This window comes from Serratia sp. DFXYC6, assembly GCF_057196085.1.
This window is the reverse complement of sequence record NZ_JBXUNV010000003.1, coordinates 337,953-360,234: the sequence shown is the minus strand read 5'-3', so window position 1 is coordinate 360,234 and position 22,282 is coordinate 337,953. Positions and strand designations below refer to the sequence as shown.

The window sequence follows — 22,282 nt, the reverse complement described above, 5'->3', positions numbered from 1 at the left end:
AGTAAGATAATTCCGAGAAAACAGCACATAAAGCGCCCAACGAAGACATCTTATAATACAATCCGCGCCAATTATGGGTTAGATAGTGTTCATTAGGCAGTGCGACTGACAGCTTTCAGCAAAACGATTGTCCCTTCAAGCGGGCCGGATTTTTCCTTGTCAGGCCACGGCCTGCGGGCAGTGGATCAGGCCGGAATGGCGGGTGAAGATGGTGAATAAGACCGCGATAGCGATGCGTTGCGCAAAAAGCCCCGAACCGGGCTTCCTTGACGCACGCCTGAATATCGGCCGCCTGCTGCTGATCGTTTTGTTGGTGCTGCTGACGTTGTCCGAGCCTGCGCACGCCGCCGCTGATCCCTATCAAAAGCGCACGCACGCCGTGACGACCGTAGTGGTAGGCATCATCAGCTACGCACGCTGGTCGCGTGAACCTAATCCGATCCGCTTGTGCGTGACCGCACCCACCCAGTATGCCGAAGGGCTGTTCGATCCGATCCTGCTGAGCGCGCCGCGTCCGATTAAAGCCGAGCGCGTGCCGTTCGATAGCCCAACGCTGAGTACCGGCTGTGATGTCATCTACTTAGGGAACATCACCGCCGCGCAGAGACAAAATTTCATGCAGCGCATTTCCGGCAACTCCATTCTCAGCATCAGCGAGAACGATAGCGAATGCTCCGCCGGCAGCGCATTTTGCCTGCAGATTGATGGGGACCAGGCCAGTTTCAAAGTCAACCTGGACGCTCTGGCGCGCAGCGGCGTGCGCGTTCACCCCAACGTGTTGCAGCTGGCACGCAAACAGGCGCCGCCGCTATGAGGCTGTTGCGTAAAAACCGCTCCGGCAATGCGCGCCCGACGCTGGGCCGAGTGCTGCAGCGGGTGCATCTTGGGCTGGCGCTGATCGCCGTCGGCACCGCCGGCATCTTTTTGACGCTGGTGGCGCTGTTTGCGCTGCGCGCCTATGCCAATCACAACCTGCACCTGATCGCGCGCTCCATCAGCTATACCGTCGAGGCCGCCGTGGTGTTTGAAGACCGCACCGCCGCGCGCGAGGCGCTGATGCTGATATCCTCCAACGAAGAGGTATCGGACGCGCGGATCCTCGACAACAACGGCAAGATGCTGGCCAACTGGCGCCATCCTACCGATGGGCCGCTGCACGGCCTGGAGCAGATCGTCGCGCACTGGGCGCTGCCCGAACCGGTCATTCTGCCTATCACCCACGAGGGCAAGCAGGTCGGCCAGGTCTGGCTGAGCGGCAACGGCGGCAGCCTGCTGCGTTTCCTGTTACGCGGCATGGTCGGCATGATCGCCTGCCTGGTGCTCAGCACCCTGTGCGCCCTGGTGCTGTCGCGCCGCATGCTGGTCGGCATCGTCAGTTCGCTGGACGACATCGCCAACGTGGCGCATGCGGTTCGCCGCGATCGCACCTTCGGCCTGCGGGTGCCGTCGGCGCCTATCGCCGAGCTGCATGAGCTCAGCAACGATTTCAACGGCTTGCTCGACGAGCTGGAGGCCTGGCAGGCCCATCTGAAGCAAGAGAACGACTCGCTGGCTCACCGGGCGACGCACGACAGCCTGACCGGCTTGCCGAACCGCGCCTTCTTCGAAGGGCGGCTAAGCCGCGCGCTGGGCGATATCGAACCGCCGGCGAAATTGGCGGTGCTGTTTATCGACGGCGATCGCTTCAAGGAGGTGAACGACAGTTACGGCCACGCCGCAGGCGATGCGGTGCTGACCACCATTGCCGGGCGCATTCGCGCGCAGCTGCGCGAGACCGATCTGGTCGCCCGCCTGGGAGGGGACGAATTCGCCGTGCTGCTGGCGCCGGTACACAGCACGGAAGATGTCTTGCAGATCGCTGACAACATCATCGACTGCATGACGCAACCGGTCATTCTGCCGAACGACGAGACGGTCATCACCTCTCTGAGTATCGGTATTGCGCTGTACCCTGATCACGCATCGACGCCTCAGGGTCTTTTGCACGAAGCTGACGATGCGATGTATCAGGCAAAGCATCGTTATAACGGAGGCTGGCGGCTGGCTATACATAAATAAGAGCCCCGGCTATAACACTTGAACTAGGGATTTTGACTATGATACAGCAACTTTTTAAAGGCCGTTTTTCACTGCTGACGATGATGTTCGTCGCTCTGCTGGCGCTCGCCGGCTGCCAGAGCAAACCGCAGGGCCTGACACCCGAGCAGGTCGCGCTGTTGCAATCGCAGGGCTTCAAACTGACCGATAATGGCTGGGAGTTCGGCCTGTCGGACAAGGTGCTGTTCGGCAACAACATCGGCAAACTGAACCCGGAAAGCACCGAGACGGTACAGAAGATGGGCCGTGCGCTGCTGAGCGTCGGCATCACCAAGTTCCGCCTGGACGGCCATACCGACAACTACGGTGAAGACAGCTATAACGATCAGCTCTCCCTGCGCCGCGCCGATGCGGTGGCCGATCTGCTGGCCAGCGTCGGCATTCCACGCGCCAATATCGAAACCCGCGGCATGGGCAAGCGCGATCCCGTTGCCGATAACCGCACCTCCAGCGGCCGTGCGGAAAACCGCCGCGTCGCGATCGTCGTCACGCCATAAGCCACCAATATGCGCCTTTATCGGCGCATAAACGGTTATACTTAGCGATCGCTGAGCGATGTCTGGGATCCGAGATCGAAACGGGCTACACTCATGCCGCCAGACATCCTATAAATACTGATATAGAGAGGCTTAGAGCAACGTGGCTCAATACGTCTATACCATGCACCGCGTCGGCAAGGTGGTACCGCCGAAGCGTCATATTTTGAAAAACATCTCCCTGAGCTTCTTCCCTGGGGCTAAAATCGGCGTGCTGGGCCTGAACGGCGCCGGTAAGTCCACCCTGCTGCGCATCATGGCCGGCATCGATACCGATATCGAAGGGGAAGCGCGCCCGCAGCCGGGCATCAAGATCGGTTACCTGCCGCAGGAGCCGCAGCTTAACCTCGAACACACCGTGCGTGAGTCGGTGGAAGAAGCGCTGGCGGAAGTGGTCGGCGCGCTGAAGCGCCTGGACGAAGTGTACGCGCTGTACGCGGAAGAAGGCGCAGACTTCGACAAGCTGGCCGCCGAACAGGGCCGCCTGGAAGAGATCATTCAGGCGCACGACGGTCACAACCTCAACGCCCAGCTGGAACGCGCCGCCGATGCGCTGCGCCTGCCGGACTGGGACGCCAAAATCGCCCACCTGTCCGGCGGTGAACGCCGCCGCGTGGCGCTGTGCCGCCTGCTGCTGGAAAAGCCGGACATGCTGCTGCTGGACGAACCGACCAACCACCTGGACGCCGAGTCCGTGGCCTGGCTGGAACGCTTCCTGCACGACTTCGAAGGCACCGTGGTAGCGATCACCCACGACCGTTACTTCCTGGATAACGTGGCCGGCTGGATCCTCGAACTTGACCGCGGTGAAGGCATTCCATGGGAAGGCAACTACTCCTCCTGGCTGGAGCAGAAAGACGCGCGTCTGGCGCAGGAAGCGTCCGCCGAAGCCGCTCGTCGCAAGTCGATCGAGAAAGAGCTGGAGTGGGTGCGCCAGGGTACCAAAGGCCGCCAGTCCAAAGGCAAGGCCCGTCTGGCCCGCTTTGAAGAGCTGAACAACACCGAATACCAAAAACGTAACGAAACCAACGAGCTGTTCATTCCACCTGGCGCGCGCCTGGGCGATAAAGTGGTCGAAGTCAGCAACCTGCGTAAGTCCTATGGCGACCGCCTGCTGATCGACGACCTGTCGTTCTCGGTGCCGAAAGGCGCGATCGTCGGCATCATCGGCCCGAACGGCGCGGGTAAATCCACGCTGTTCCGCATGATGTCCGGTCAGGAGCAGCCTGATTCCGGCAGCATCGTGCTGGGCGATACCGTCAAGCTGGCGTCCGTCGATCAGTTCCGCGACAGCATGGACGGTTCGAAAACCGTGTGGGAAGAAGTCTCCGGCGGGCAGGACATCATGCGCATCGGCAACACCGAGATGCCAAGCCGCGCCTATGTCGGCCGCTTCAACTTCAAGGGCGTCGATCAGGGCAAACGCGTGGGCGAGCTGTCCGGCGGTGAGCGTGGCCGTCTGCATCTGGCCAAGCTGCTGCAGGTTGGCGGCAACGTACTGCTGCTCGATGAACCGACCAACGACCTGGATATCGAAACCCTGCGCGCGCTGGAAAACGCCCTGCTGGAATTCCCTGGCTGCGCCATGGTGATCTCGCACGACCGTTGGTTCCTCGACCGTATCGCCACCCACATCCTGGACTACCAGGACGAGGGCAAGGTGGAATTCTTCGAAGGCAACTTCACCGAGTACGAAGAGTACAAGAAGCGTACGCTGGGCGCCGATGCGCTCGAGCCGCACCGCATCAAGTACAAGAAGATCGCCAAGTAATACGAAAGGCGCCGCATGCGGCGCCTTTTTTTACTCCCGCGCCAGCTCGCGCGCGTAGTCGTCGAACGCCGGATGCTGCAGCACCACATCGATGAAGCAGGCCAACGCCGCGGAATTCAGCTTGCGGCTCGGGTAGACCAGATATAGCTCATTCCCTTCTGCGCGCCACGCCGGCAGCACCTCCACCAGCAGTTTCTGCGCCACCACCTCGCGGCTGAGAAACGCCGGCAGCAGCGTGATCCCCGCGCCGGCGATGGCGCATTCGCGCGCATACAGCAGGTTGTCGGTGGTGTGCGCCAGCGGCAGCTGCCAACGGTAGTAGTCATCGCCGCAGCGCAGGTTCCAGGCCGTCCAGGCGCGGTGGGCGATACAGCGATGCTGCTGCAGCTGCTGCGGATGTTCGATCGGCGGGTGCTGCGCCAAATAGGACGGTGCGGCCAACAGATAGCGCGGCGCATACCCGAGACGGCGGCCGATCAGCGAAGAATCCTGCGGCTTGCCGGTGCGCAGCGCGGCGTCGAAACCTTCCTGCACCAGATCCACCATCGCGTCGGACACCGACACCTCCAGCGAAACGTCCGGGTACTGGCGCTGAAAATCCGCTGCCAGCCGCGCCACCAGGGTCGCCCCCAGCCCGGCGGGCGTCGAGATGCGCAGGCGGCCGCTCGGGTTATCGCGCAGCCGCTGCAATGCCAGATCGGCACGTTCGGCAGCAGACATCATGACCTGACAATGTTCCAGATAACGCTCACCGGCGAAGGTCAGGTTCAGCTGGCGCGTGGTGCGATTGAGCAGCCGTAGCCCCAGCGTCTGCTCGAGCTGGCTGATGCGCTGGCTGACGCTGGATTTCGGCAACCCAACGCGCTGCGCGGCGGCGGTAAAACTGCCGCACTCCGCCACCAGCGCGAACAACGCCATGTCCTGCAGTTGTTTGAATTCCATTGTTCACCTTAAACGAACACTCCGTTAGATATTGTCCATCTTATCACCCCACTGTCGCGGGTCTACACTGGGGGCATCATTTGAAAGGAGTACAATCATGTCGATAAAAGCCATTGCCGTAGACCCGCAGAACCCCGCCGATTTCATCGAAATCTCACCGGAGATGCCGGTGCCCGGCCAGTACGATCTGCTGGTGGAAGTGAAAGCGGCGTCGGTCAACCCGGTGGACACCAAAGTGCACGCCGGTCTGCAGAAAAACGGCCTGCAGCAGCCGCGCATTCTCGGCTGGGACGCCAGCGGCGTCGTGGTGGACGTGGGCAACGGCGTCAGCGGCTTCAAGCCCGGCGATGAAGTGTGGTACGCCGGCGACATCACCCGCCCCGGCAGCAACAGCAGTCACCAACTGATCGACTCACGCATCGCCGCGCACAAGCCGCGCAGCCTGAACTGGGCCGAGTCCGCCGCCATGCCGCTCACCGCCCTCACCGCCTGGGAGGCGCTGTTCGAACACCTGAACATTCAGGACGCGCCGGAGCACAAGACGCTGCTGATCATCGGCGGCGCCGGCGGGGTCGGTTCGCTGGCCATTCCGCTGGCCGCGCTGCGCAGCAAGGTGAAAGTGATCGCCACCGCATCAAGACCGGAATCCGCCGCCTGGTGCCTTGAGCGCGGCGCCGATCTGGTGGTGGACTACCGCGATCTGAAGGGCAACCTGGCGCAGCAGGGCATCGAGCAGGTGGATTACATCCTGTGTCTGAACGATACCGACGGCCACTGGCCGGCGATGGCCGAACTGATCGCGCCGCTCGGCCATATCTGCACCATCGTCGAGAACGCGCAGCCGTTGGATCAAAACGCGCTGAAGTTGAAAAGCGCCGCGCTGCACTGGGAATTCATGTTCACCCGCAGCATGTTCACCACCCCGGACATCGCGCAGCAGGGCAAGATCCTGCAGCAGGTGGCGCAGCTGCTGGACGAGGGCAAGCTGAGCACCACACTGAGCGAAACCCTGCACGGGCTGTCGGTAGACACGCTGACCGCCGCGCATCAACAGCTGCTCGGCGGCCATATGCAAGGCAAGCTGGTTATCGCTTACTGAGCCTGAATCGCGGCGGCGCAGCGCGCCGCCGTTACTGCGGACGAACGAAACCGACGCACAGCGTCTGCTCGTCGCTATGCGGATCGGCGCGGAACGTCAGCGTCTGCTGCCAATCGAGGCGCATCTTCGGCCAGTGGGCCAACTCGCCGCCGAAGTCGCTGCGCGCGCAGTCCTCACCCAACCGCCCGAACAGGGCAACGCCGTGCTGCGCAATCTGCGGATAGCTGATGTTGACGTTGTAGATATTCGGCCGCGTATGATTGGACCAACGCGTAATGGTTCGCGGCCGGGAACCGGCGTACACCGTCATCCACTGCGACAGGTATTCGCCGCCGACGTAGCGCAGTTCAACGCCATACCGCTCCTGCCACTGCCGCTCCACCTCGGCGCTGAACGCCTTGATACCCACCATTTTCTGACCGGCGTTGCGCACGTTGCCCAGCATCACCGCGGCATACCCCAGGTAGACCGCCAGCGCCGCGCACATCAGACCAATGGTCGCCGCGCGCAGCGAACGCACCGGCGGCTGGCGCACGCAACCGACCAACAGCGCAGGTGCCAGCATGAAGAACGGCTGCAGCCATTCGGTCAGCCGGCCGCCGACGTTGAAAGAGAACCAGAAGGTAATGATGCCGAGCGGCAACAGGTAGACCCACAGCAACACCCGCATCGGCAACGCCGATGGCCAGGCCAGCACCGCCCCGCTGCGCCGCAGGATCCCCCACAGCACCAGCGACGGATAGAACACCAGCAGCAGCGACTGCAGCATGTCGAGATTGAGCTGCATCTTGATCTGCGAATCCACCCACTTGAAGGCGGCGAAATCGTGGTTCCACAACCAGAACACGTTCGGCAACACCAGCGCCAACCAGATCGCCACCGCCAGATAGAACTGCGGCTGGCGATAACAGCGGCGGATCTGCGGTACGAACAGCGTCGACAGCGCGGCGAAATAGACGAAGGCGAAGGTCGAGTACTTCGCCATCATCGCCAAACCGGCCGTCAGCGCGAAGGCCGGCCACCAGTTGGCCGAACGCGATATAGCCAGGTGGAAAAACAGCGCCATCCACGGCCACAGCATCACCAACAGGTAATTGTCGTTGTAGGGAATGATGTCGAAATTGATGATGCCGGACAGGTTGAGCGTCAACAGCGCCATCCAGGCCAGCGAGGTGCTGCCGCTCAGCCGGCGCGCCAACAGCCAGACGCCCAACATGCCGATGGCGATGGCGATGAAGTGCCCGCCATACCAGTACAGGTTCAGCGGCAGCCACGAGAACCCGATCGCCGGCTGCATCGCCGCCCCGACCAGCCACGGGTTTTTCGGTGAGCCCCATTCGCCGTTGAGGCCCCAGTTGAGCGCCTCGACGGCGTCGTAAGGCAGGGTAGGATCGAGATGAACAGTCAGCAGCGTCCAGGCTGCGGCATAGCAGACCAACCAAAGAGCGAGCAAGCGATAAGACATGTCTTCTTCTAAGCGTTATTGTAAAGAAAAGCTTAACGTAGTCGCTGTCGAATGAACCATGTTTAAACAAGCCGTTAAATGTGCGCCCGGGCGGCCGTTTCTGCCGCGCGATCGCACATTACGCTAATTTTGCTCAGCCTGCGGCGTGATGCTGGGCGGGCGCGTTCACCAACCGGCCGGCGTCCGCCGCCAGCAGCTGTTGCACCAGCTCGACGCAGCGCAGGAAGCGCTCTTCGTAATCGCTGGACTCAACGTGCACATACTCGATGTTGTTGGCGCGCAGCATCTCCTCCAGCAGGCGCTGGAACGCCAGCCGATCGGCGGTACTGCCGAGGCTGCGCAGGCCGTCCGCCACCCACGGCGTGTTGTTTTCCAGCAGGATCACCAGATCGAAACGGTATTCGTCGATCAGCGCCTGCACGAAGGGGTGTTCACGCCCCTCGTACTTTTTGCAAAACGCCTGGGTGGTGACGAAATCGGTATCGATAAATGCCACCTTGTTGGCGTACTTGACCGCGAAATCCACGTATTGCGCCTGCCCGAGGGCAATTTTGTCGTAGTCGGAGTACTGCAGCGCCATCTCGTCGCCGCCCAGGTGCGAGAACACGTAATCGCGGCCATATTCCCAGGCGCTGGTGGTGTTGAAGATGTTGGCCAGCTTGTTGACCAGCGTCGATTTGCCGCTCGACTCGCCGCCGAGGATCGCCACGGTGCGCACGAAGAACGGCTTCACCTCGGTCGGGATGTAATCCCAGTAGCGGAACGGATCCTGGCGGATCTGATTGCCGCTGATGTTCATGAACGAACGCTCGGGGTCGACCAGAATGGTTTCGATGCCCAGATGCTCGCGGTAACGCGGCGCATCCTGCGCTTCGCTGGAATAGATAAAGCTCGGCACGATGCCTTTCTGTTCCATAAAGGCCTTCATGCCGTCGCTCCACACGTTCCAGCCGTGCGGGTAGGGCTCGATGCCCTGCTCGTCGAACGAGTGGATATGGATGTTTTTCTGGTACTTGAAGGTCTGCAGCAGCCAGCGCAGGCGATCGCTGACCGTCGGCTGTTGCGACATCGAACTGTTCTCGAACAGTTCGCGGTCGCGCGGCTCGTCGTGGCACAAAATGACGTGCAGCTCATCCACCTGGCTGCAGGCGCGCTGGATCAGGTAGATATGGCCGGTGTGCAGCGGGTAAAATTTACCAAACACCACGCCGACTTTAACCTCTTTACGCGGGAACTCCAGCCCGAGAAAACGGTGCAGCGCTTCCAGCTTTTGCGCGCTCGGGCTTTTGATCTTGTCGTTCAACAGCTGGCTCAGATAGCCCTTGGTCATGCCGCTGGCATCCGCCACCTGCTGCAACGTGCAGCCTTTTTGCTTGATGGACGTCTTCAGGTAATCAAATTGCGGCATGGCCACCTCCGTTTAGTATGCTAAACAAAATAGCATATCTTGCTCGCCGTCGGCGACATTAATAAAACTCTTCCAGCACGTCCAGCGCGTCCGCCAGCTTCTTGACCCCGAACACCTGCATGTTGGCCGGCGGCTTCTTCGGCATATTGCCGTGCGGCACGATGGCGCGCTTGAAGCCGTGCTTGGCCGCTTCGGCGATCCGCTCCTGGCCGCTCGGCACCGGGCGAATTTCCCCCGCCAGCCCCACTTCGCCGAACACCACCAGATCGTTCGGCAGAGGCCGATCGCGCAGGCTCGAGACCAGCGACATCAGCAACGCCAGATCGGCGCTGGTCTCACTGACTTTCACCCCGCCGACCACGTTGACGAACACGTCCTGATCCGACATCTGCAGCCCGCCGTGCCGGTGCAGCACCGCCAGCAGGATCGCCAACCGGTTCTGCTCCAGGCCCACCGCCACGCGGCGCGGGTTGGACATCATCGAGTGATCCACCAGCGCCTGGATCTCCACCAGCAGCGGCCGGGTGCCTTCCCACACCACCATCACCGAGCTGCCGGAGGTGACTTCATCGCCGCGGCTGAGGAAGATCGCCGAAGGGTTGCTGACTTCGCGCAGCCCCTGTTCGGTCATGGCGAACACCCCCAGCTCGTTGACCGCGCCGAAGCGGTTCTTGTGGCTGCGCAGGGTGCGGAAGCGGGAATCGGCGTCGCCGTCCAGCAGCACCGAACAGTCGATACAGTGTTCCAGCACTTTTGGCCCGGCCAGCGAGCCGTCTTTGGTGACGTGGCCGACCATCACGATCGCCACGCCGCGCGTCTTGGCGAAGCGCGTCAGGTAGGCGGCGGTTTCCCGCACCTGCGCCACGCTGCCCGGCGAAGACTGAATGTCCGCCATGTGCATCACCTGAATCGAGTCGATCACCATCAGCTTCGGCTGTTCCTGCTCAGCGATCAGGCAGATCTGCTCGATGCTGGTTTCCGACAGCATGTTCAGGCCGCCGGTCGGCAGCCCCAGACGGTGAGCGCGCATCGCCACCTGCTGCAGCGACTCCTCACCGGTGACGTACAGGGTTTTCATCTGTTCAGACAGCTTGCACAGCACCTGCAGCAACAGGGTGCTCTTGCCGGCGCCGGGGTTGCCGCCGATCAGAATCGCACTGCCGGGCACCACGCCGCCGCCCAGCACGCGGTCGAACTCGAGAAAGCCGGTGGTGAAGCGCGGCAGCGCCTCCAGGCTGATTTCCGACAGCTTCTGCACCTTGCTGACGCCGGCGTCGCCGGCATAGCCGCTGAGGCGATCGTTGCGCGCCGCTGCGGACGACGCGGCCAAACGCACTTCCGTGATGGTGTTCCAGGCATGACAGGCGCTGCACTGCCCCTGCCAACGCGGATAGTCCGCCCCGCACTCATTGCACACAAATGCCCGTTTTGCCGCTTTTGCCACGTCTTACCTCAATCTTTCGTTATCGCACTTCGTGTTTCAGGCTGCCGGTGAGAATACACAGCACGCCCATCAGATCCGCATGCCGGATCGATACCTGCGCTTTTTCATACACTTTCGGCTTGGCGTGGTAGGCGATGCCCAGCCCCGCCGCCTGCATCATTTTCAAATCGTTGGCGCCGTCGCCGATGGCCACGGTTTGCGCCAGCGGGATCTCCAGCTTCTCCGCCAGCCGCAGCAGCGTGTCGGCTTTGAACTGCGCGTCCACCACCGGCCCCAGCACTTCGCCGGTCAGCTTGCCGTCGCGGATCTCCAGCTCATTGGCCGCCGCCGCCACCAGCCGCAGCCGGTTGCGCAGGTATTCGGCGTAGTAGGTGAAGCCGCCGGAGGCGATCGCCACATGCCAGCCCATCGCCTGCAGCTTGCCCACCAGGCTGGTCAGCCCCGGCATCAACGGCAGCTCGTCGCGCACCTGCTTGAGGATGTTGGCATCGGCCCCTTTCAGCGTGCCGACGCGCTGGCGCAGGCTGGCGGTAAAGTCCAGCTCGCCGCGCATCGCGCGTTCGGTGACTTCCGCCACCTGCTCGCCGACGCCCGCCAATTTGGCGATCTCGTCGATGCATTCGATCTCGATCGCCGTCGAATCCATGTCCATCACCAGCAGCCCCGGCGTGCGCAGGTGCGGGATCTTGCCGAGCGGCGCCACGTCCAGCCCGCTCTCCGCCGCCAACAGCTTGGCGCGCGGCGTCAAGGTGCCCGCCAGGCGCACCACCTGATAGTCGTCCACGCCCCAGGCGGTGACGATCACCATCGCCGCGCCCAGCTTGCGTTGGAATTGGGTAATGCGCGCCTTGTCCAGCTTCCTGCCGTATAACAGCCACCCGGTATTGCCCGCCCGGTAGTCCAGCGGCATCACTTCGTCGCCGCTGAGCGAAAGGGGAAGACCCGGCCATTGAGAGATCTCCGCCGGAAGATCGCAATAGGTCAGACTGTTTGACATCATTGACTCCTGAATGGACAAAAACGCTGCATGATAAAACGACGCATCAAGCTATCCTATCGCCAGCGGTTCTGGCAACATAAAGTGTCCCCGATGCCCAAGGAACCTGCATGGCTCGCGCTAAACTGAAATTTCGCCTGCACCGCACCGCTATTATCCTGATTTGCCTGGCTTTGCTGGTGCTGCTGATGCAGGGCGCCTCTTATTTTAGCCTGAGTCACCAAATGGCGCGATCCGAGCAGGTGGAAGAGCTGGCGCAGACGCTGACCAAACAGGTCGCCTACAGCCTGGCGCCGCTGCTGGACGACGACGGCAACAACCCGCGCATCGACGCCATCCTCAAGCAGCTCACCGATCACAGCCGCATTCTCGACGTCAGCGTGTATCAGTTGGACGGCACGCTGGTCTCCCACGCCGGGGAGCAGATAAGTATACGCGATCGCCTGTCGCTCGACGGCAAACGCGCCGGCAGCTACTTCAACCACCAGTTGGTCGAATCCATTCAGGGCAAAGACGGCCCGATCGGCTTTATCCGCATCACCCTCGACACCCACGTGCTGGCGACCGAATCCAAACAGGTGGACAACACCACCAACCTGCTGCGCCTGATGATCCTGCTGGCGCTGGCGATCGGCATCATTCTGGCGCGCACCCTGCTGCAGCACCGCCGCAGCCGCTGGCAGCAGTCGCCCTACCTGTTGACCGCCAACACGCCACTGGAAGAAGGCAATACGGTGGAAGACGACGAAGAGGATGCGCCGGAGACAAAGCAGGAAGCGCCGAAGAAGGAGTAACTCAGGCCAGGCGTTGAATGCGTCCGTGCCGTTTTCTTGTCCTTTCGGTGAATAGATTGTCCGTAACAACGGGATCCACATCCAATTGAAAGGTAGAGCGTTAGCCAAAAACGGCCATGCGGAGTGAATAGATTGACGGGCGGGCGCCATGGCGACGCCCGCCGCGGTATTACGCTTTGTCGCCCAGCAGCACGGATTCCAGCGCGATAACGATCATTTCGTTAAAGGTGGTCTGGCGTTCCGCCGCCGTGGTCGCTTCGTGACGCAGGATGTGGTCGGACACGGTGCAGATGGTCAGCGCCTTGCAGCCGAACTCTTCGTACAGCTCCGCCGCCACGCCGTAGATGCCGGCCGCTTCCATTTCCACGCCCAGGATGCCGTACTTCTTCATCACCTGGAACATGTCCGGATCCGGGGTGTAGAACAGATCGGCGGAGAAGATGTTGCCCACGCGCGCCGGGATGCCCTGCGCCGCCGCCGCATCGACCGCGTTGCGCACCATGTCGAAGTCGGCGATCGCCGCGTAGTCGTTGTCCTTGAAGCGCAGACGGTTAACCTTGGAGTCGGTGCACGCGCCCATGCCGATCACCACGTCGCGCAGTTTGATATCGTCACGCACCGCGCCGCAGGAACCCACGCGAATGATCTTCTTCACGCCGAATTCGGCGATCAGCTCGCGCGCATAGATGGAGCAGGACGGGATGCCCATGCCGTGGCCCATTACGGAGATGCGGCGGCCTTTGTAGGTGCCGGTGAAGCCCAACATGCCGCGCACGTTGTTCACTTCCACCGCGCCTTCCAGGAAGGTTTCGGCGATGTATTTTGCGCGCAGCGGATCGCCCGGCATCAGTACTACGTCAGCGAAATCACCCATCTCAGCATTAATGTGCGGCGTAGCCATAATTCTCTTCCTTTAAATCGTATTAAATAGCGTTAAACGTATAAGCCGTGGTATGTCAGGCGGCGGCCAACTGCGCCACCGCCTTAAACTCACGAATTAAAACAGGGTTTTACCGTAATCCATCGGCGACAGGCCAAAATAATTGGCGACGGTCTGGCCGATGTCGGCGAAGGTCTCACGGTGGCCCAGCGAGCCCGGTTTCACTTTCGGGCCGTAGACCAGCACCGGGATGTGCTCACGGGTGTGGTCGGTGCCCGGCCAGGTCGGGTCGCAGCCGTGGTCGGCGGTGAAGATGATGATGTCTTCGTCTTTCACCAGCTTCAGCAGCTCCGGCAGGCGGCGGTCGAACAGCTCCAGCGCGGCGGCGTAGCCCGCCACGTCGCGGCGGTGGCCGTAAGAGGAGTCGAAGTCCACGAAGTTGGTGAACACGATGGTGTTGTCGCCGGCCTTTTCCATTTCAATCAGGGTCGCGTCGAACAGCGCGTCGATGCCGGTCGCTTTCACCTTCTTGGTGATGCCGACGTTGGCATAGATGTCGGCGATTTTACCGATCGACACCACTTCACCGCCCTTCTCGTCCACCAGCTTTTTCAGCACGGTCGGCGCCGGCGGCTCTACCGCCAGATCGTGGCGGTTGCCGGTGCGCTGGAAGTGGCCCGGCTTGTCGCCGACGAACGGACGCGCGATCACGCGGCCGATGTTGTAACCGCCTTCGGTTAGCTCTTCACGCGCGATTTCGCACAGCTCGTACAGGCGATCCAGGCCGAAGGTTTCTTCATGGCAGGCGATCTGGAACACCGAGTCGGCGGAGGTGTAGAAAATCGGCTTGCCGGTTTTCATGTGCTCTTCACCCAGCTGATCGAGGATCACGGTGCCGGATGAGTGACAGTTGCCCAGGTAGCCCGGCAGGTTGGCGCGCTCCACCAGCTTATCCAGCAGCGCCTGCGGGAAGCTGTTGTGCTCGTCCTTGAAGTAGCCCCAGTCGAACAGTACCGGCACGCCGGCGATTTCCCAGTGGCCCGACGGCGTGTCTTTACCGGAAGAGAGCTCGCTGGCGTATGCGTAAGCGCCGATGATGTCGGCGTTGCGATCCAGCCCCTGCGGGAAGTTGCCGGTGGACTCTTCCGCCGCTTTGCCGAGGCCCAGACGGCTCAGGTTAGGCAGCGTCAGCGGACCCTGACGGCCCACGTTGGCCTCGCCGCGCGCGCAAACCTCGGCGATGTGGCCCAGGGTGTCGGAACCCCGGTCGCCAAAACGTTCGGCGTCTTCGCTGGCGCCGATGCCGAAGGAGTCCAATACCATAATAAATGTGCGTTTCATCTGTGCTCTCCTGCGTGTTCTCACGCTTTGGACGGCCGCGAAAAAGCCGCGGCCGTTCCTGATTCTTGGGTTATTCCGTGACGCGCTTATACACTACCGGCGTCGCTTCCGGCGCCTTGTCACTCAGCGTCATTGCGCTACGCACCGCATCGGCCGCCTGCTGCCAGCTCTCTTCATCGTTGGCGTGGATCATCGCCAGCGGCTGCTGGGCATCCACCTTATCACCCAGGCGCGCCACCTCGGTCAGACCGACGCTGTAATCGATGGCGTCGCTCGCCCGGCGGCGGCCGCCGCCCAGCGAAACCACCGCCATGCCCAGCGCGCGGGTATCCATGGCGCTGATGATGCCCGGATTTTCAGCATACACCGGCTTGCTCAGCGTTGCCGCCGGCAGATAGCTATCATAACGTTCGACGAAGTCTATCGGCCCTTGCTGCGCCGCCACCATGCGGCCAAACACTTCCGCCGCCTTGCCGTTGTCCAGTACCGCCTGCAGTTTGGCACGCGCATCGGCTTCGTCATTCGCCAGGCCGCCGGACAGTAGCATCTCCACGCACAGCGCCAGCGTCACTTCCAGCAGGCGCGGGTTGCGGTATTCACCAGTCAGGAAACGCACCGCTTCGCGCACTTCCACCGCATTGCCGGCGCTGGAGGCCAGCACCTGGTTCATGTCGGTCAGCAGCGCAGTGGTCTTGCAGCCCGCGCCGTTGGCCACGCCGACGATCGCCTGCGCCAAATCTTGCGACAGGGCATAGGTCGGCATAAAGGCGCCGGAACCGACCTTCACGTCCATCACCAGCGCATCCAGCCCTTCCGCCAGTTTCTTGGCCAGAATGGAGGCAGTGATCAGCGGGATAGAATCCACGGTGGCGGTGATGTCGCGGGTGGCGTAAAAACGTTTGTCCGCCGGCGCCAGCGAGCTGGTCTGGCCGATGATCGCCACGCCGACGTCCTGAATGATTTTACGGAAGGCGTTATCGTCCGGGAAAATATTGAAGCCCGGAATGGCTTCCAGTTTGTCCAGCGTGCCGCCGGTATGACCCAGGCCGCGGCCGGAGATCATCGGCACATAGCCGCCGCAGGCCGCCACCATCGGGCCGAGCATCAGCGAGGTCACGTCGCCCACGCCGCCGGTCGAATGCTTGTCGACGATCGGGCCGTTCAGCGCCAAACTCTTCCAGTCCAGCACGGTGCCGGAATCGCGCATCGCCATGGTGAGCGCCACGCGCTCCGGCATGCTCATGTCATGGAAATAAATGGTCATCGCCAGCGCGGCGATCTGCCCTTCCGACACCACATTGTCGCGAATACCGTTGATGAAAAAGCGGATTTCCGCTTCGCTTAACGGCTGGCCGTCGCGTTTCTTACGAATAATTTCTTGAGCCAGGAACAAGGCATCCCCCTGTGTCGCTGAGAGTCGGTGCAGACGGGCGCGCCTGGCGCCCGCCAACGAAATCGATCAGTAGCCGCCGCCGGCGGTCTGGGTCTGGTGGCCCAGCGTGGTCAGCAAGCTGGCCAGCAGGCTGGAAGCGCCAAAGCGGAAATGCCGCGCATCGGCCCACCCCTCGCCCAGAATACGATCGGCAAGTTGCAGATAATGCAGCGCGTCTTCCGCGGTGCGCACGCCGCCGGCCGGCTTGAAGCCCACCGTCTTCGCCACGCCCAGATCGCGGATCACCGACATCATCAGCTCGGCGCTCTCCAGGGTGGCGTTGACCGGCACCTTGCCGGTGGAGGTCTTGATAAAGTCAGCCCCGGCCTTGATGGCGATCTCGGACGCCTTGCGGATCAAATCGGCCTGTTTCAGCTCACCGGTTTCGATGATCACTTTCAACAGCACGTTGGCCGCCTGGCAAGCCTGCTTGCACTGTTTCACCAGCTCGAAGCCGACCTGTTCGTTGCCGGCGATCAGCGCACGGTATGGGAACACCACGTCCACTTCATCCGCGCCATAGGCGATCGCCGCGCGGGTTTCCGCCAGCGCGATGTCGATATCGTCATTGCCATGCGGGAAGTTGGTCACGGTGGCGATGCGGATGTCCGGCGTGCCTTGCTCGCGCAGCGCCTTACGCGCCACCGGGATAAAACGCGGGTAAATGCAGATGGCCGCCGTGTGGCCGGCCGGGCTGTTGGCCTGACGACAGAGCGCGATCACTTTCTCGTCGGTGTCATCATCATTCAGCGTGGTTAAATCCATCAAGTTCAGCGCACGTTGCGCTGCTGCGGTTAATTCGGTCATAAAACTCTCCAACTGAGTACCTGGGTGTTGGCGAGCGGACTTGGTTCCATGAAGATAGCGCTGGGGAACGGCGTTCCCGCGGCGGCAACTGAGATCCTTCTCACCGCACATGGCCACCCGCCTTGCGGCCGGCCAGTAATAGCTATTTGAACACGAATGCCGGAGGCGATTCGCGTTCATCGTCACACTATATGAAATAGCACTGTAACAGACCGGAATTATATGTGAAGAGCATCACAAAATAACGCGATATCGTTCACAAATTCGCTAAAGAAGCGGCTGAAGATCGCGGATGCGGCAAGCACCCGCGTTGCTTAGAGTATAGGCGGAGTCCCGCGATCGGTCGCGCCGTCGCGGGCTCCGTGATGGCTTACAGCGCCAGGAAGAAGCCGGCGATGGTGGCACTCATCAGGTTGGACAGCGTGCCCGCCGCCACGGCCTTCAGACCGAAGCGCGCGATGTCGTGGCGACGGTTGGGCGCCATGCTGCCCAGACCACCCAGCAAGATCGCCACCGAGGAGAGGTTGGCGAAGCCGCACAGCGCAAAGGAGATGATCGCCTTGGTGTGAGCCGACAGCACCTGCAGGCCTTCCGCCGCCACCACGTCGTCCGGGCGCAGATAGGCGCCGAAGTTCATATAGGCGACGAATTCGTTGACGATGATCTTCTGGCCGATAAACGAACCGGCGGTCATCGCTTCACTCCACGGCACGCCGATCAGGAAGGCGATCGGCGAGAACACCCAGCCGAGGATCAGCTCGAGCGACAGCTGCGGGTAATCGAACCAGCCGCCGATACCGCCGAGAATGCCGTTAAGCAAGGCGATCAGCGCGATAAACGCCAGCAGCATCGCACCGACGTTCAGCGCCAGCTGCATGCCGGAAGCCGCGCCGGAAGCCGCCGCGTCGATCACGTTGGCCGGACGATCTTCTTCAGCGATCAGCTTCATCGCATCGTCTTTATCGTGGGTCTGCTCAGTTTCCGGCACCATCAGCTTGGCGAACAGCAGCCCGCCCGGCGCGGCCATGAAGGACGCGGCGATCAGATATTCCAGCGGCACGCCCATCTGCGCGTACCCCGCCAACACCGAACCGGCTACCGAGGCCAGGCCGCCGCACATCACGGCGAACAGTTCTGACTGGCTCATGGTGGCGATATAGGGGCGTACCACCAGCGGCGCTTCGGTCTGGCCGACGAAAATGTTGGCGGTCGCCGACAGCGATTCGGTGCGCGAGGTGCCCAGCAACTTGTGCAGGCCGCCGCCCAACACGCGGATCACCAACTGCATGATGCCGAGGTAGTACAGCACCGCAATCAGCGAGGAGAAGAACACGATCACCGGCAGGACGCGCAGCGCGAACACGAAGCCGCCGCCGCCGAACACCTCGAACATCTTGTCGGACACCAGCCCGCCGAAGATGAACGAAATGCCCTGATTGCCGTAGGCGATAACGTTTGCCACGCCGTTAGACATACTGCCGAGGATGCTGCGGCCCAGCGGCACGTACAGCACCAGCGCGCCGATGCCGACCTGAATGATGAACGCCCACACCACGGTGCGCAATTTGATGGCCCGACGGTTGCTGGAGAGCAGCACCGCAATGGCGATCAGCACCGCCATACCGACCAGACTCATGATGAGTTGCATGCAAAGTTTCCCTGTTGCAAAAAATAAAATACATCCCTGCTCATGAAGAGAGGTCTGCTATTGGAGAGTTTCGGGGGGATTATACTGAGCGAGGTCACCCTCGCACCGATTTATGTCACAAATGTATACAACGAGACGCAAATGAAAATCTTATAACGTGACGCAAGTCACGTTATAAGCTCGTCAATCCGGCATGGCAAACAGTGACTGGGTATTGCGTTGCAGATGGGCGGCGATCTCGTCGGCCGGTTCCGGCCGCAGCTCGCACAGCGTGTGAAACACCTCGGCGGCACGCTCGGGGCGATTCGGCTGCCCCTGATAGCCGGCCAGCGGCATGTCCGGCGCATCCGTCTCCAGCAGCAGCGCTTCAAGCGGCAGCTGCGCCATCACGCCGCGCGTTTTCTGCGCCCGCTCATAGGTGATGGTGCCGCCCACGCCGATGTAATAGCCGAGGCGGATAAACGCCTGCGCCTGCGACAGGCTGCCGGCAAAGCCGTGCACCACGCCGCGGCGCGGCAGCTGCATGCGCCGCAGCGCGGCGGCCAGCTGGTCGTGGGTGCGGCGCGAATGCAGGATCACCGGCAGCTCATGCTGTTTCGCCAGCTTCAGTTGGGCCAGCAGCACGCTTTGCTGCCGCTCGAACTGCGGGTTGTCCATATACAGATCGAGCCCGATCTCCCCCACCGCCACCAGCTTGCGCGGCCGTTCGGCCAACAGCGCCGCCAGCTGTTCCAGCTGCGGCTCATGATGCTGCGCGATATACAGCGGGTGCAGCCCCAGCGCGGCAAACAGCGGCGCGTGATCCTGCGCCAGCCGCAGCACCCGCGCGAAGCGATCGGCGGTGACCGTCGGGACGATGATGCGCTGCACGCCGGCGCTTGCCGCCCGCGTCAGGCTCTCGGCCTCATGTCCGGTAAAGGGCGGGAAATCGAAATGGCAGTGGGTGTCGGTAAAGGCGTAGCTCACAGCGCGCCCCCTTCACCCGGCGGCAGATCGCCCGGCAGGATGATTTTCGGCGCCGCCACCGCAGCCTCCGGCTGCGCCGTGAGATCGGGCGACATGGCGATGTCGGTCACGATCGGCGAAGGCATTCTGACGTTCTCCGGCTGGATAAGGCGGCGCGACAACGATTTTTGCACCTTGATACCGTCCGGTTCCTGCTGCGCCATCCACTGGCCGACGGTGGCCAGGAAGTAGCGGCCGCAGCGGCGCCCCAGGTGATAATCCTGATTGAGCGCCCCCAGTCGGCTGCCGAGCGCATTGCTGGCCAGCGGCTTCGGCGGGAAGATCTCGAAGATGCGCAGCTTGCCCGGCGGTTTCTCAATAAAGCGCTGGATGCGGTGATAGCTTTGCTCATGATGCTGCAGGATGCGCACCATCTGCTGCAGGCTGCTGTCGCTCAGCCAGTGCTCCATGCGCTTCATCCACTGTGGGGTGTAGTACATTTGCGAAGGCACGGTGCGGATCACCACGATGGTGTCGGCGCCGCGGCGGTAGGCCTCTTCCACTGGGATCGCATCGCTGATGCCGCCGTCCTGATAGCTGACGCCGTCCAACTCCACGCCCTGACGGTAAAAGCCGGGAATGGCGCTGGACGCCTTGATGGCCGGCAGCCAGCGTTCGCGCTGCGCCGGCAGATAGGCCGGTTCGAAATCGTCGCTGCGGCAGGCGCACAGCAGGAATTCGCGCCCGTCGATAAAATGCTGTTCCGCCACGTCCATCGCCAGCGGCATCTGCGCCGCCGCCGTATCAACCAGCCAATCGAGATCGATCAGATGCCCGCCGCGCACGAAACGCAGCGGATTGAAGAACTGGGCCGAGGTGGTGTAACGGGTGATCACCCGGCGCGCGTAGCCCATCTGCCCACAGATGTAGGCAGACAGATTCTGAGCGCCGGCCGATGTGCCGATCAGCAGATCGAAAGGGTTAAAGCCCGCGCGCTGGAACTCGTCCAGCACGCCGGCGGTGAAAATGCCGCGCTGGCCGCCGCCTTCGCAGACCAACGCCATTTTTCCTGGTCGAAAAGGTTTAGACGCCAGCGGTTCTATATTGCCGAGCGTGATGGGTATTCTGTATCCCAACTTGGCATCCTCAGTGAGACGTTTTCTCCGAGGATACCGCGTCTCGCTCTCTTCCGTAATCCTCTTGCAGCACGCCGACGAGGAAATCATTGCTGCCGGCCAACCAGGCACCATCGCTGCCGGACCATTCGGCCCACGCCTGCCATACCTGACCTTTCAGCTGTTTCCAGCGCCCGACGATGATGTCGCTGTTCATGGCCGGCCCTCCCCGAGGTGAGAAAAGGAATTAAGCTTTGTTACAGTTTGCAGGAAAATGCCGGCCGGCTAAGGGCGCCGACGGCCGGTGAACAGGCTGACCAGGAACAGGATGATGCCGACAACGAACACGACTTTGGCGGCCCAGGCGGCGGTGCCCGCCAGCGAACCGAACCCCAGTGCCGCAGCGATAAGCGCGATGACTAAAAAGATAATGCCCCAACGAAACATAAGCTTCTCCTTACCATTGTGAAAAAATTCGCTGCCGTCTACCGCCCCGACAACGGGACATCGACGGCAAATCAGTTTCTTTTTTTGGTGGTACACGTCGGGCCGCCTTCACGGCCCGACAGATGCGGCTTGTGGTTACTTGTTACGGGCGCCTGGCGGGATTACGGCTTGACCACCAGGTCGTTTTTCACGCTTTTCACGCCGTCGATAGCCTTGGCGATGCTTTCGGCACGCTCAGACTGCGCCTGCGTTTTCACCTCACCGGAAAGCTGCACCACGCCATCGGTGGTTTCCACTTTCACATTGCGCGACGGCACGATGTCATCGGCCAGCAGCTTGGCTTTCAGCTCGCTGGTGGTGGCGGTGTCGCCGGCATACGATTTGATCGACTGGTTGGCTTCATCTTTCACGTGCAGCTTGTCGCTGACGGTTTTGACGCCTTCCACCTTACCGGCAACCGCAACCGCATGCTCCGCCTGCGCCTGGCTGCCGACAAACCCGCTCAGGATCACGGTGCCTTTTTCGGTTTTCACCGAAATGTCAGTGCTTTTGATGGTTTTATCGTCCACCAACGCACTTTTAACTTTAGCCGTTATCGCGCTGTCATCCATGTAACCGTCAACTTTTTTCATGGAGCTATCGATTTTGGCACCGGCACTGTCCGCGGCGTTAGACGCCTTGTTGAGCAGACTGTCTTCGGCCAGCGCAGTGCCGCTCACCAAAGCAGAACCCAAAACAACAGCCATCAGCGAGTGTGCAAATTTGGTCTTTTTCATCGATCTCTTCCTTTTGTTGGGGGCCCCAGCGCCAGAGCGCCGGAACCCTTCAGCCGCCTTCACGCGGCCTCTCGGTAAATACTTCATCATCGCTATACGATTAAGCGTTCACGACAGGAATATTGCAACCGCCGTGCCAACTCCATAAACACCTTAAAAATCAAACAAAAAAAGCATTGAGTTGGATTTTTAATCAAAAAACTGTCGCCTATTGACGACAGACTAAGTGACACGAAACGGTAAAACAGTCATCTCATTGATATTTAAGGAAACAGACTGTCTCCTATCGGCAACACATCAGAATAACTCACCAAACAATCAGCGTATTACAGTGATTT

21 protein-coding genes are annotated in these 22,282 nt (G+C 61.4%); 6 read left to right on the top strand and 15 right to left on the bottom strand.

Features of this window, described 5'->3' with window-relative positions; translation table 11 throughout:
• Positions 1 to 208 precede the first annotated feature (208 nt).
• From yfiR to ettA, 4 genes are all read left to right on the top strand, one after another.
• Positions 209 to 814, top strand: coding sequence for a regulatory sequestration protein YfiR (gene yfiR / locus AC2CGQ_RS18030; RefSeq protein ID WP_015376603.1), 606 nt, complete (start codon positions 209 to 211; stop codon positions 812 to 814).
• Positions 811 to 2,058 (top strand): diguanylate cyclase DgcN/YfiN, encoded by a 1,248-nt coding sequence (dgcN, locus tag AC2CGQ_RS18025; protein ID WP_015376602.1) that lies wholly within the window; start codon positions 811 to 813, stop codon positions 2,056 to 2,058. The genes yfiR and dgcN overlap by 4 nt, the downstream gene beginning before the upstream one ends.
• 38 nt (positions 2,059 to 2,096) lie before the next feature.
• Positions 2,097 to 2,594 (top strand): outer membrane lipoprotein YfiB, encoded by a 498-nt coding sequence (gene yfiB / locus AC2CGQ_RS18020; RefSeq protein ID WP_015376601.1) that lies wholly within the window; start codon positions 2,097 to 2,099, stop codon positions 2,592 to 2,594.
• A gap of 142 nt (positions 2,595 to 2,736) precedes the next feature.
• Positions 2,737 to 4,404: an energy-dependent translational throttle protein EttA gene (gene ettA, locus AC2CGQ_RS18015; protein WP_033649135.1), complete on the top strand. Its 1,668-nt coding sequence runs from the start codon at positions 2,737 to 2,739 to the stop codon at positions 4,402 to 4,404.
• Between the two features lie 30 nt (positions 4,405 to 4,434).
• Here ettA and AC2CGQ_RS18010 read toward each other — a convergent pair whose 3' ends face one another.
• Positions 4,435 to 5,346 (bottom strand): LysR family transcriptional regulator, encoded by a 912-nt coding sequence (locus tag AC2CGQ_RS18010; RefSeq protein WP_015376599.1) that lies wholly within the window; start codon positions 5,344 to 5,346, stop codon positions 4,435 to 4,437.
• A gap of 97 nt (positions 5,347 to 5,443) precedes the next feature.
• On the opposite strand from AC2CGQ_RS18010, the gene AC2CGQ_RS18005 reads away from it, so the two are divergent.
• Positions 5,444 to 6,445 carry a zinc-binding alcohol dehydrogenase family protein gene (locus AC2CGQ_RS18005; protein WP_082997238.1) on the top strand — a complete coding sequence of 334 codons (1,002 nt, stop codon included), beginning with the start codon at positions 5,444 to 5,446 and terminating at the stop codon, positions 6,443 to 6,445.
• Positions 6,446 to 6,476: 31 nt separating this feature from the next.
• Here the strand turns inward: AC2CGQ_RS18005 and AC2CGQ_RS18000 are convergent, their stop codons facing one another.
• The 4 genes from AC2CGQ_RS18000 to serB form a co-directional block, all read right to left on the bottom strand.
• Complete coding sequence (locus AC2CGQ_RS18000) at positions 6,477 to 7,910, bottom strand: glycosyltransferase family 39 protein (RefSeq protein ID WP_015376597.1); 1,434 nt, start codon at positions 7,908 to 7,910, stop codon at positions 6,477 to 6,479.
• A gap of 133 nt (positions 7,911 to 8,043) precedes the next feature.
• Entirely contained in the window at positions 8,044 to 9,318 is a 1,275-nt protein-coding gene (gene nadR / locus AC2CGQ_RS17995) for a multifunctional transcriptional regulator/nicotinamide-nucleotide adenylyltransferase/ribosylnicotinamide kinase NadR (RefSeq protein WP_021505379.1), read from the bottom strand.
• A gap of 58 nt (positions 9,319 to 9,376) precedes the next feature.
• On the bottom strand, positions 9,377 to 10,762 hold the full coding sequence (gene radA, locus AC2CGQ_RS17990; protein ID WP_484593804.1) for a DNA repair protein RadA: 1,386 nt from the start codon (positions 10,760 to 10,762) through the stop codon (positions 9,377 to 9,379).
• Between the two features lie 19 nt (positions 10,763 to 10,781).
• On the bottom strand, positions 10,782 to 11,759 hold the full coding sequence (gene serB, locus AC2CGQ_RS17985) for a phosphoserine phosphatase (RefSeq protein ID WP_004933052.1): 978 nt from the start codon (positions 11,757 to 11,759) through the stop codon (positions 10,782 to 10,784).
• A 110-nt stretch (positions 11,760 to 11,869) separates the two neighbouring features.
• Between serB and AC2CGQ_RS17980 the strand changes: the two genes are divergently transcribed.
• The gene (locus AC2CGQ_RS17980) at positions 11,870 to 12,553 is read left to right on the top strand and encodes a YtjB family periplasmic protein (protein WP_004933054.1); all 684 of its coding nucleotides are present in this window, start codon (positions 11,870 to 11,872) and stop codon (positions 12,551 to 12,553) included.
• Positions 12,554 to 12,722: 169 nt separating this feature from the next.
• On the opposite strand, the gene deoD is transcribed toward AC2CGQ_RS17980, so the two are convergent.
• The 10 genes from deoD to osmY all read right to left on the bottom strand — a co-directional run bounded on the left by deoD (position 12,723) and on the right by osmY (position 21,944).
• Complete coding sequence (gene deoD, locus AC2CGQ_RS17975) at positions 12,723 to 13,454, bottom strand: purine-nucleoside phosphorylase (RefSeq protein ID WP_004933059.1); 732 nt, start codon at positions 13,452 to 13,454, stop codon at positions 12,723 to 12,725.
• 96 nt (positions 13,455 to 13,550) lie between these two features.
• Positions 13,551 to 14,774, bottom strand: coding sequence for a phosphopentomutase (gene deoB / locus AC2CGQ_RS17970; protein WP_099982143.1), 1,224 nt, complete (start codon positions 14,772 to 14,774; stop codon positions 13,551 to 13,553).
• A 70-nt stretch (positions 14,775 to 14,844) separates the two neighbouring features.
• Positions 14,845 to 16,167 (bottom strand): thymidine phosphorylase, encoded by a 1,323-nt coding sequence (gene deoA, locus AC2CGQ_RS17965; RefSeq protein WP_004933068.1) that lies wholly within the window; start codon positions 16,165 to 16,167, stop codon positions 14,845 to 14,847.
• A 66-nt stretch (positions 16,168 to 16,233) separates the two neighbouring features.
• A complete protein-coding gene (gene deoC, locus AC2CGQ_RS17960) occupies positions 16,234 to 17,013 on the bottom strand; it encodes a deoxyribose-phosphate aldolase (protein ID WP_021505383.1) in 780 nt (259 codons plus the stop codon).
• Positions 17,014 to 17,383: 370 nt separating this feature from the next.
• Positions 17,384 to 18,661: a NupC/NupG family nucleoside CNT transporter gene (locus tag AC2CGQ_RS17955; protein ID WP_019454990.1), complete on the bottom strand. Its 1,278-nt coding sequence runs from the start codon at positions 18,659 to 18,661 to the stop codon at positions 17,384 to 17,386.
• Positions 18,662 to 18,844: 183 nt separating this feature from the next.
• The gene (locus AC2CGQ_RS17950) at positions 18,845 to 19,627 is read right to left on the bottom strand and encodes a TatD family hydrolase (RefSeq protein WP_076740925.1); all 783 of its coding nucleotides are present in this window, start codon (positions 19,625 to 19,627) and stop codon (positions 18,845 to 18,847) included.
• Positions 19,624 to 20,742, bottom strand: coding sequence for a patatin-like phospholipase family protein (locus AC2CGQ_RS17945; RefSeq protein WP_031300414.1), 1,119 nt, complete (start codon positions 20,740 to 20,742; stop codon positions 19,624 to 19,626). The genes AC2CGQ_RS17950 and AC2CGQ_RS17945 overlap by 4 nt, the downstream gene beginning before the upstream one ends.
• Positions 20,743 to 20,752: 10 nt before the next feature.
• A complete protein-coding gene (locus AC2CGQ_RS17940; RefSeq protein WP_004933086.1) occupies positions 20,753 to 20,938 on the bottom strand; it encodes a CsbD family protein in 186 nt (61 codons plus the stop codon).
• Between the two features lie 68 nt (positions 20,939 to 21,006).
• Positions 21,007 to 21,168, bottom strand: coding sequence for a DUF1328 domain-containing protein (locus AC2CGQ_RS17935; protein ID WP_004933089.1), 162 nt, complete (start codon positions 21,166 to 21,168; stop codon positions 21,007 to 21,009).
• Between the two features lie 161 nt (positions 21,169 to 21,329).
• Positions 21,330 to 21,944 carry a molecular chaperone OsmY gene (gene osmY, locus AC2CGQ_RS17930; RefSeq protein WP_004933091.1) on the bottom strand — a complete coding sequence of 205 codons (615 nt, stop codon included), beginning with the start codon at positions 21,942 to 21,944 and terminating at the stop codon, positions 21,330 to 21,332.
• Positions 21,945 to 22,282: the final 338 nt, after the last annotated feature.

Excerpts from the sequence above, each read along its gene's own strand:
- serB (WP_004933052.1), bottom strand. The coding sequence starts at position 11,759 with ATGTCAAACAGTCTGACCTATTGCGATCTTCCGGCGGAGATCTCTCAA.
- deoB (WP_099982143.1), bottom strand. The coding sequence starts at position 14,774 with ATGAAACGCACATTTATTATGGTATTGGACTCCTTCGGCATCGGCGCC.
- AC2CGQ_RS17980 (WP_004933054.1), top strand. The coding sequence starts at position 11,870 with ATGGCTCGCGCTAAACTGAAATTTCGCCTGCACCGCACCGCTATTATC.
- deoC (WP_021505383.1), bottom strand. The coding sequence starts at position 17,013 with ATGACCGAATTAACCGCAGCAGCGCAACGTGCGCTGAACTTGATGGAT.
- AC2CGQ_RS18000 (WP_015376597.1), bottom strand. The coding sequence starts at position 7,910 with ATGTCTTATCGCTTGCTCGCTCTTTGGTTGGTCTGCTATGCCGCAGCC.
- AC2CGQ_RS17935 (WP_004933089.1), bottom strand. The coding sequence starts at position 21,168 with ATGTTTCGTTGGGGCATTATCTTTTTAGTCATCGCGCTTATCGCTGCG.
- yfiB (WP_015376601.1), top strand. The coding sequence starts at position 2,097 with ATGATACAGCAACTTTTTAAAGGCCGTTTTTCACTGCTGACGATGATG.
- dgcN (WP_015376602.1), top strand. The coding sequence starts at position 811 with ATGAGGCTGTTGCGTAAAAACCGCTCCGGCAATGCGCGCCCGACGCTG.
- AC2CGQ_RS17940 (WP_004933086.1), bottom strand. The coding sequence starts at position 20,938 with ATGAACAGCGACATCATCGTCGGGCGCTGGAAACAGCTGAAAGGTCAG.
- AC2CGQ_RS18005 (WP_082997238.1), top strand. The coding sequence starts at position 5,444 with ATGTCGATAAAAGCCATTGCCGTAGACCCGCAGAACCCCGCCGATTTC.
- AC2CGQ_RS18010 (WP_015376599.1), bottom strand. The coding sequence starts at position 5,346 with ATGGAATTCAAACAACTGCAGGACATGGCGTTGTTCGCGCTGGTGGCG.
- nadR (WP_021505379.1), bottom strand. The coding sequence starts at position 9,318 with ATGCCGCAATTTGATTACCTGAAGACGTCCATCAAGCAAAAAGGCTGC.
- osmY (WP_004933091.1), bottom strand. The coding sequence starts at position 21,944 with ATGAAAAAGACCAAATTTGCACACTCGCTGATGGCTGTTGTTTTGGGT.
- deoD (WP_004933059.1), bottom strand. The coding sequence starts at position 13,454 with ATGGCTACGCCGCACATTAATGCTGAGATGGGTGATTTCGCTGACGTA.
- AC2CGQ_RS17955 (WP_019454990.1), bottom strand. The coding sequence starts at position 18,661 with ATGCAACTCATCATGAGTCTGGTCGGTATGGCGGTGCTGATCGCCATT.
- yfiR (WP_015376603.1), top strand. The coding sequence starts at position 209 with ATGGTGAATAAGACCGCGATAGCGATGCGTTGCGCAAAAAGCCCCGAA.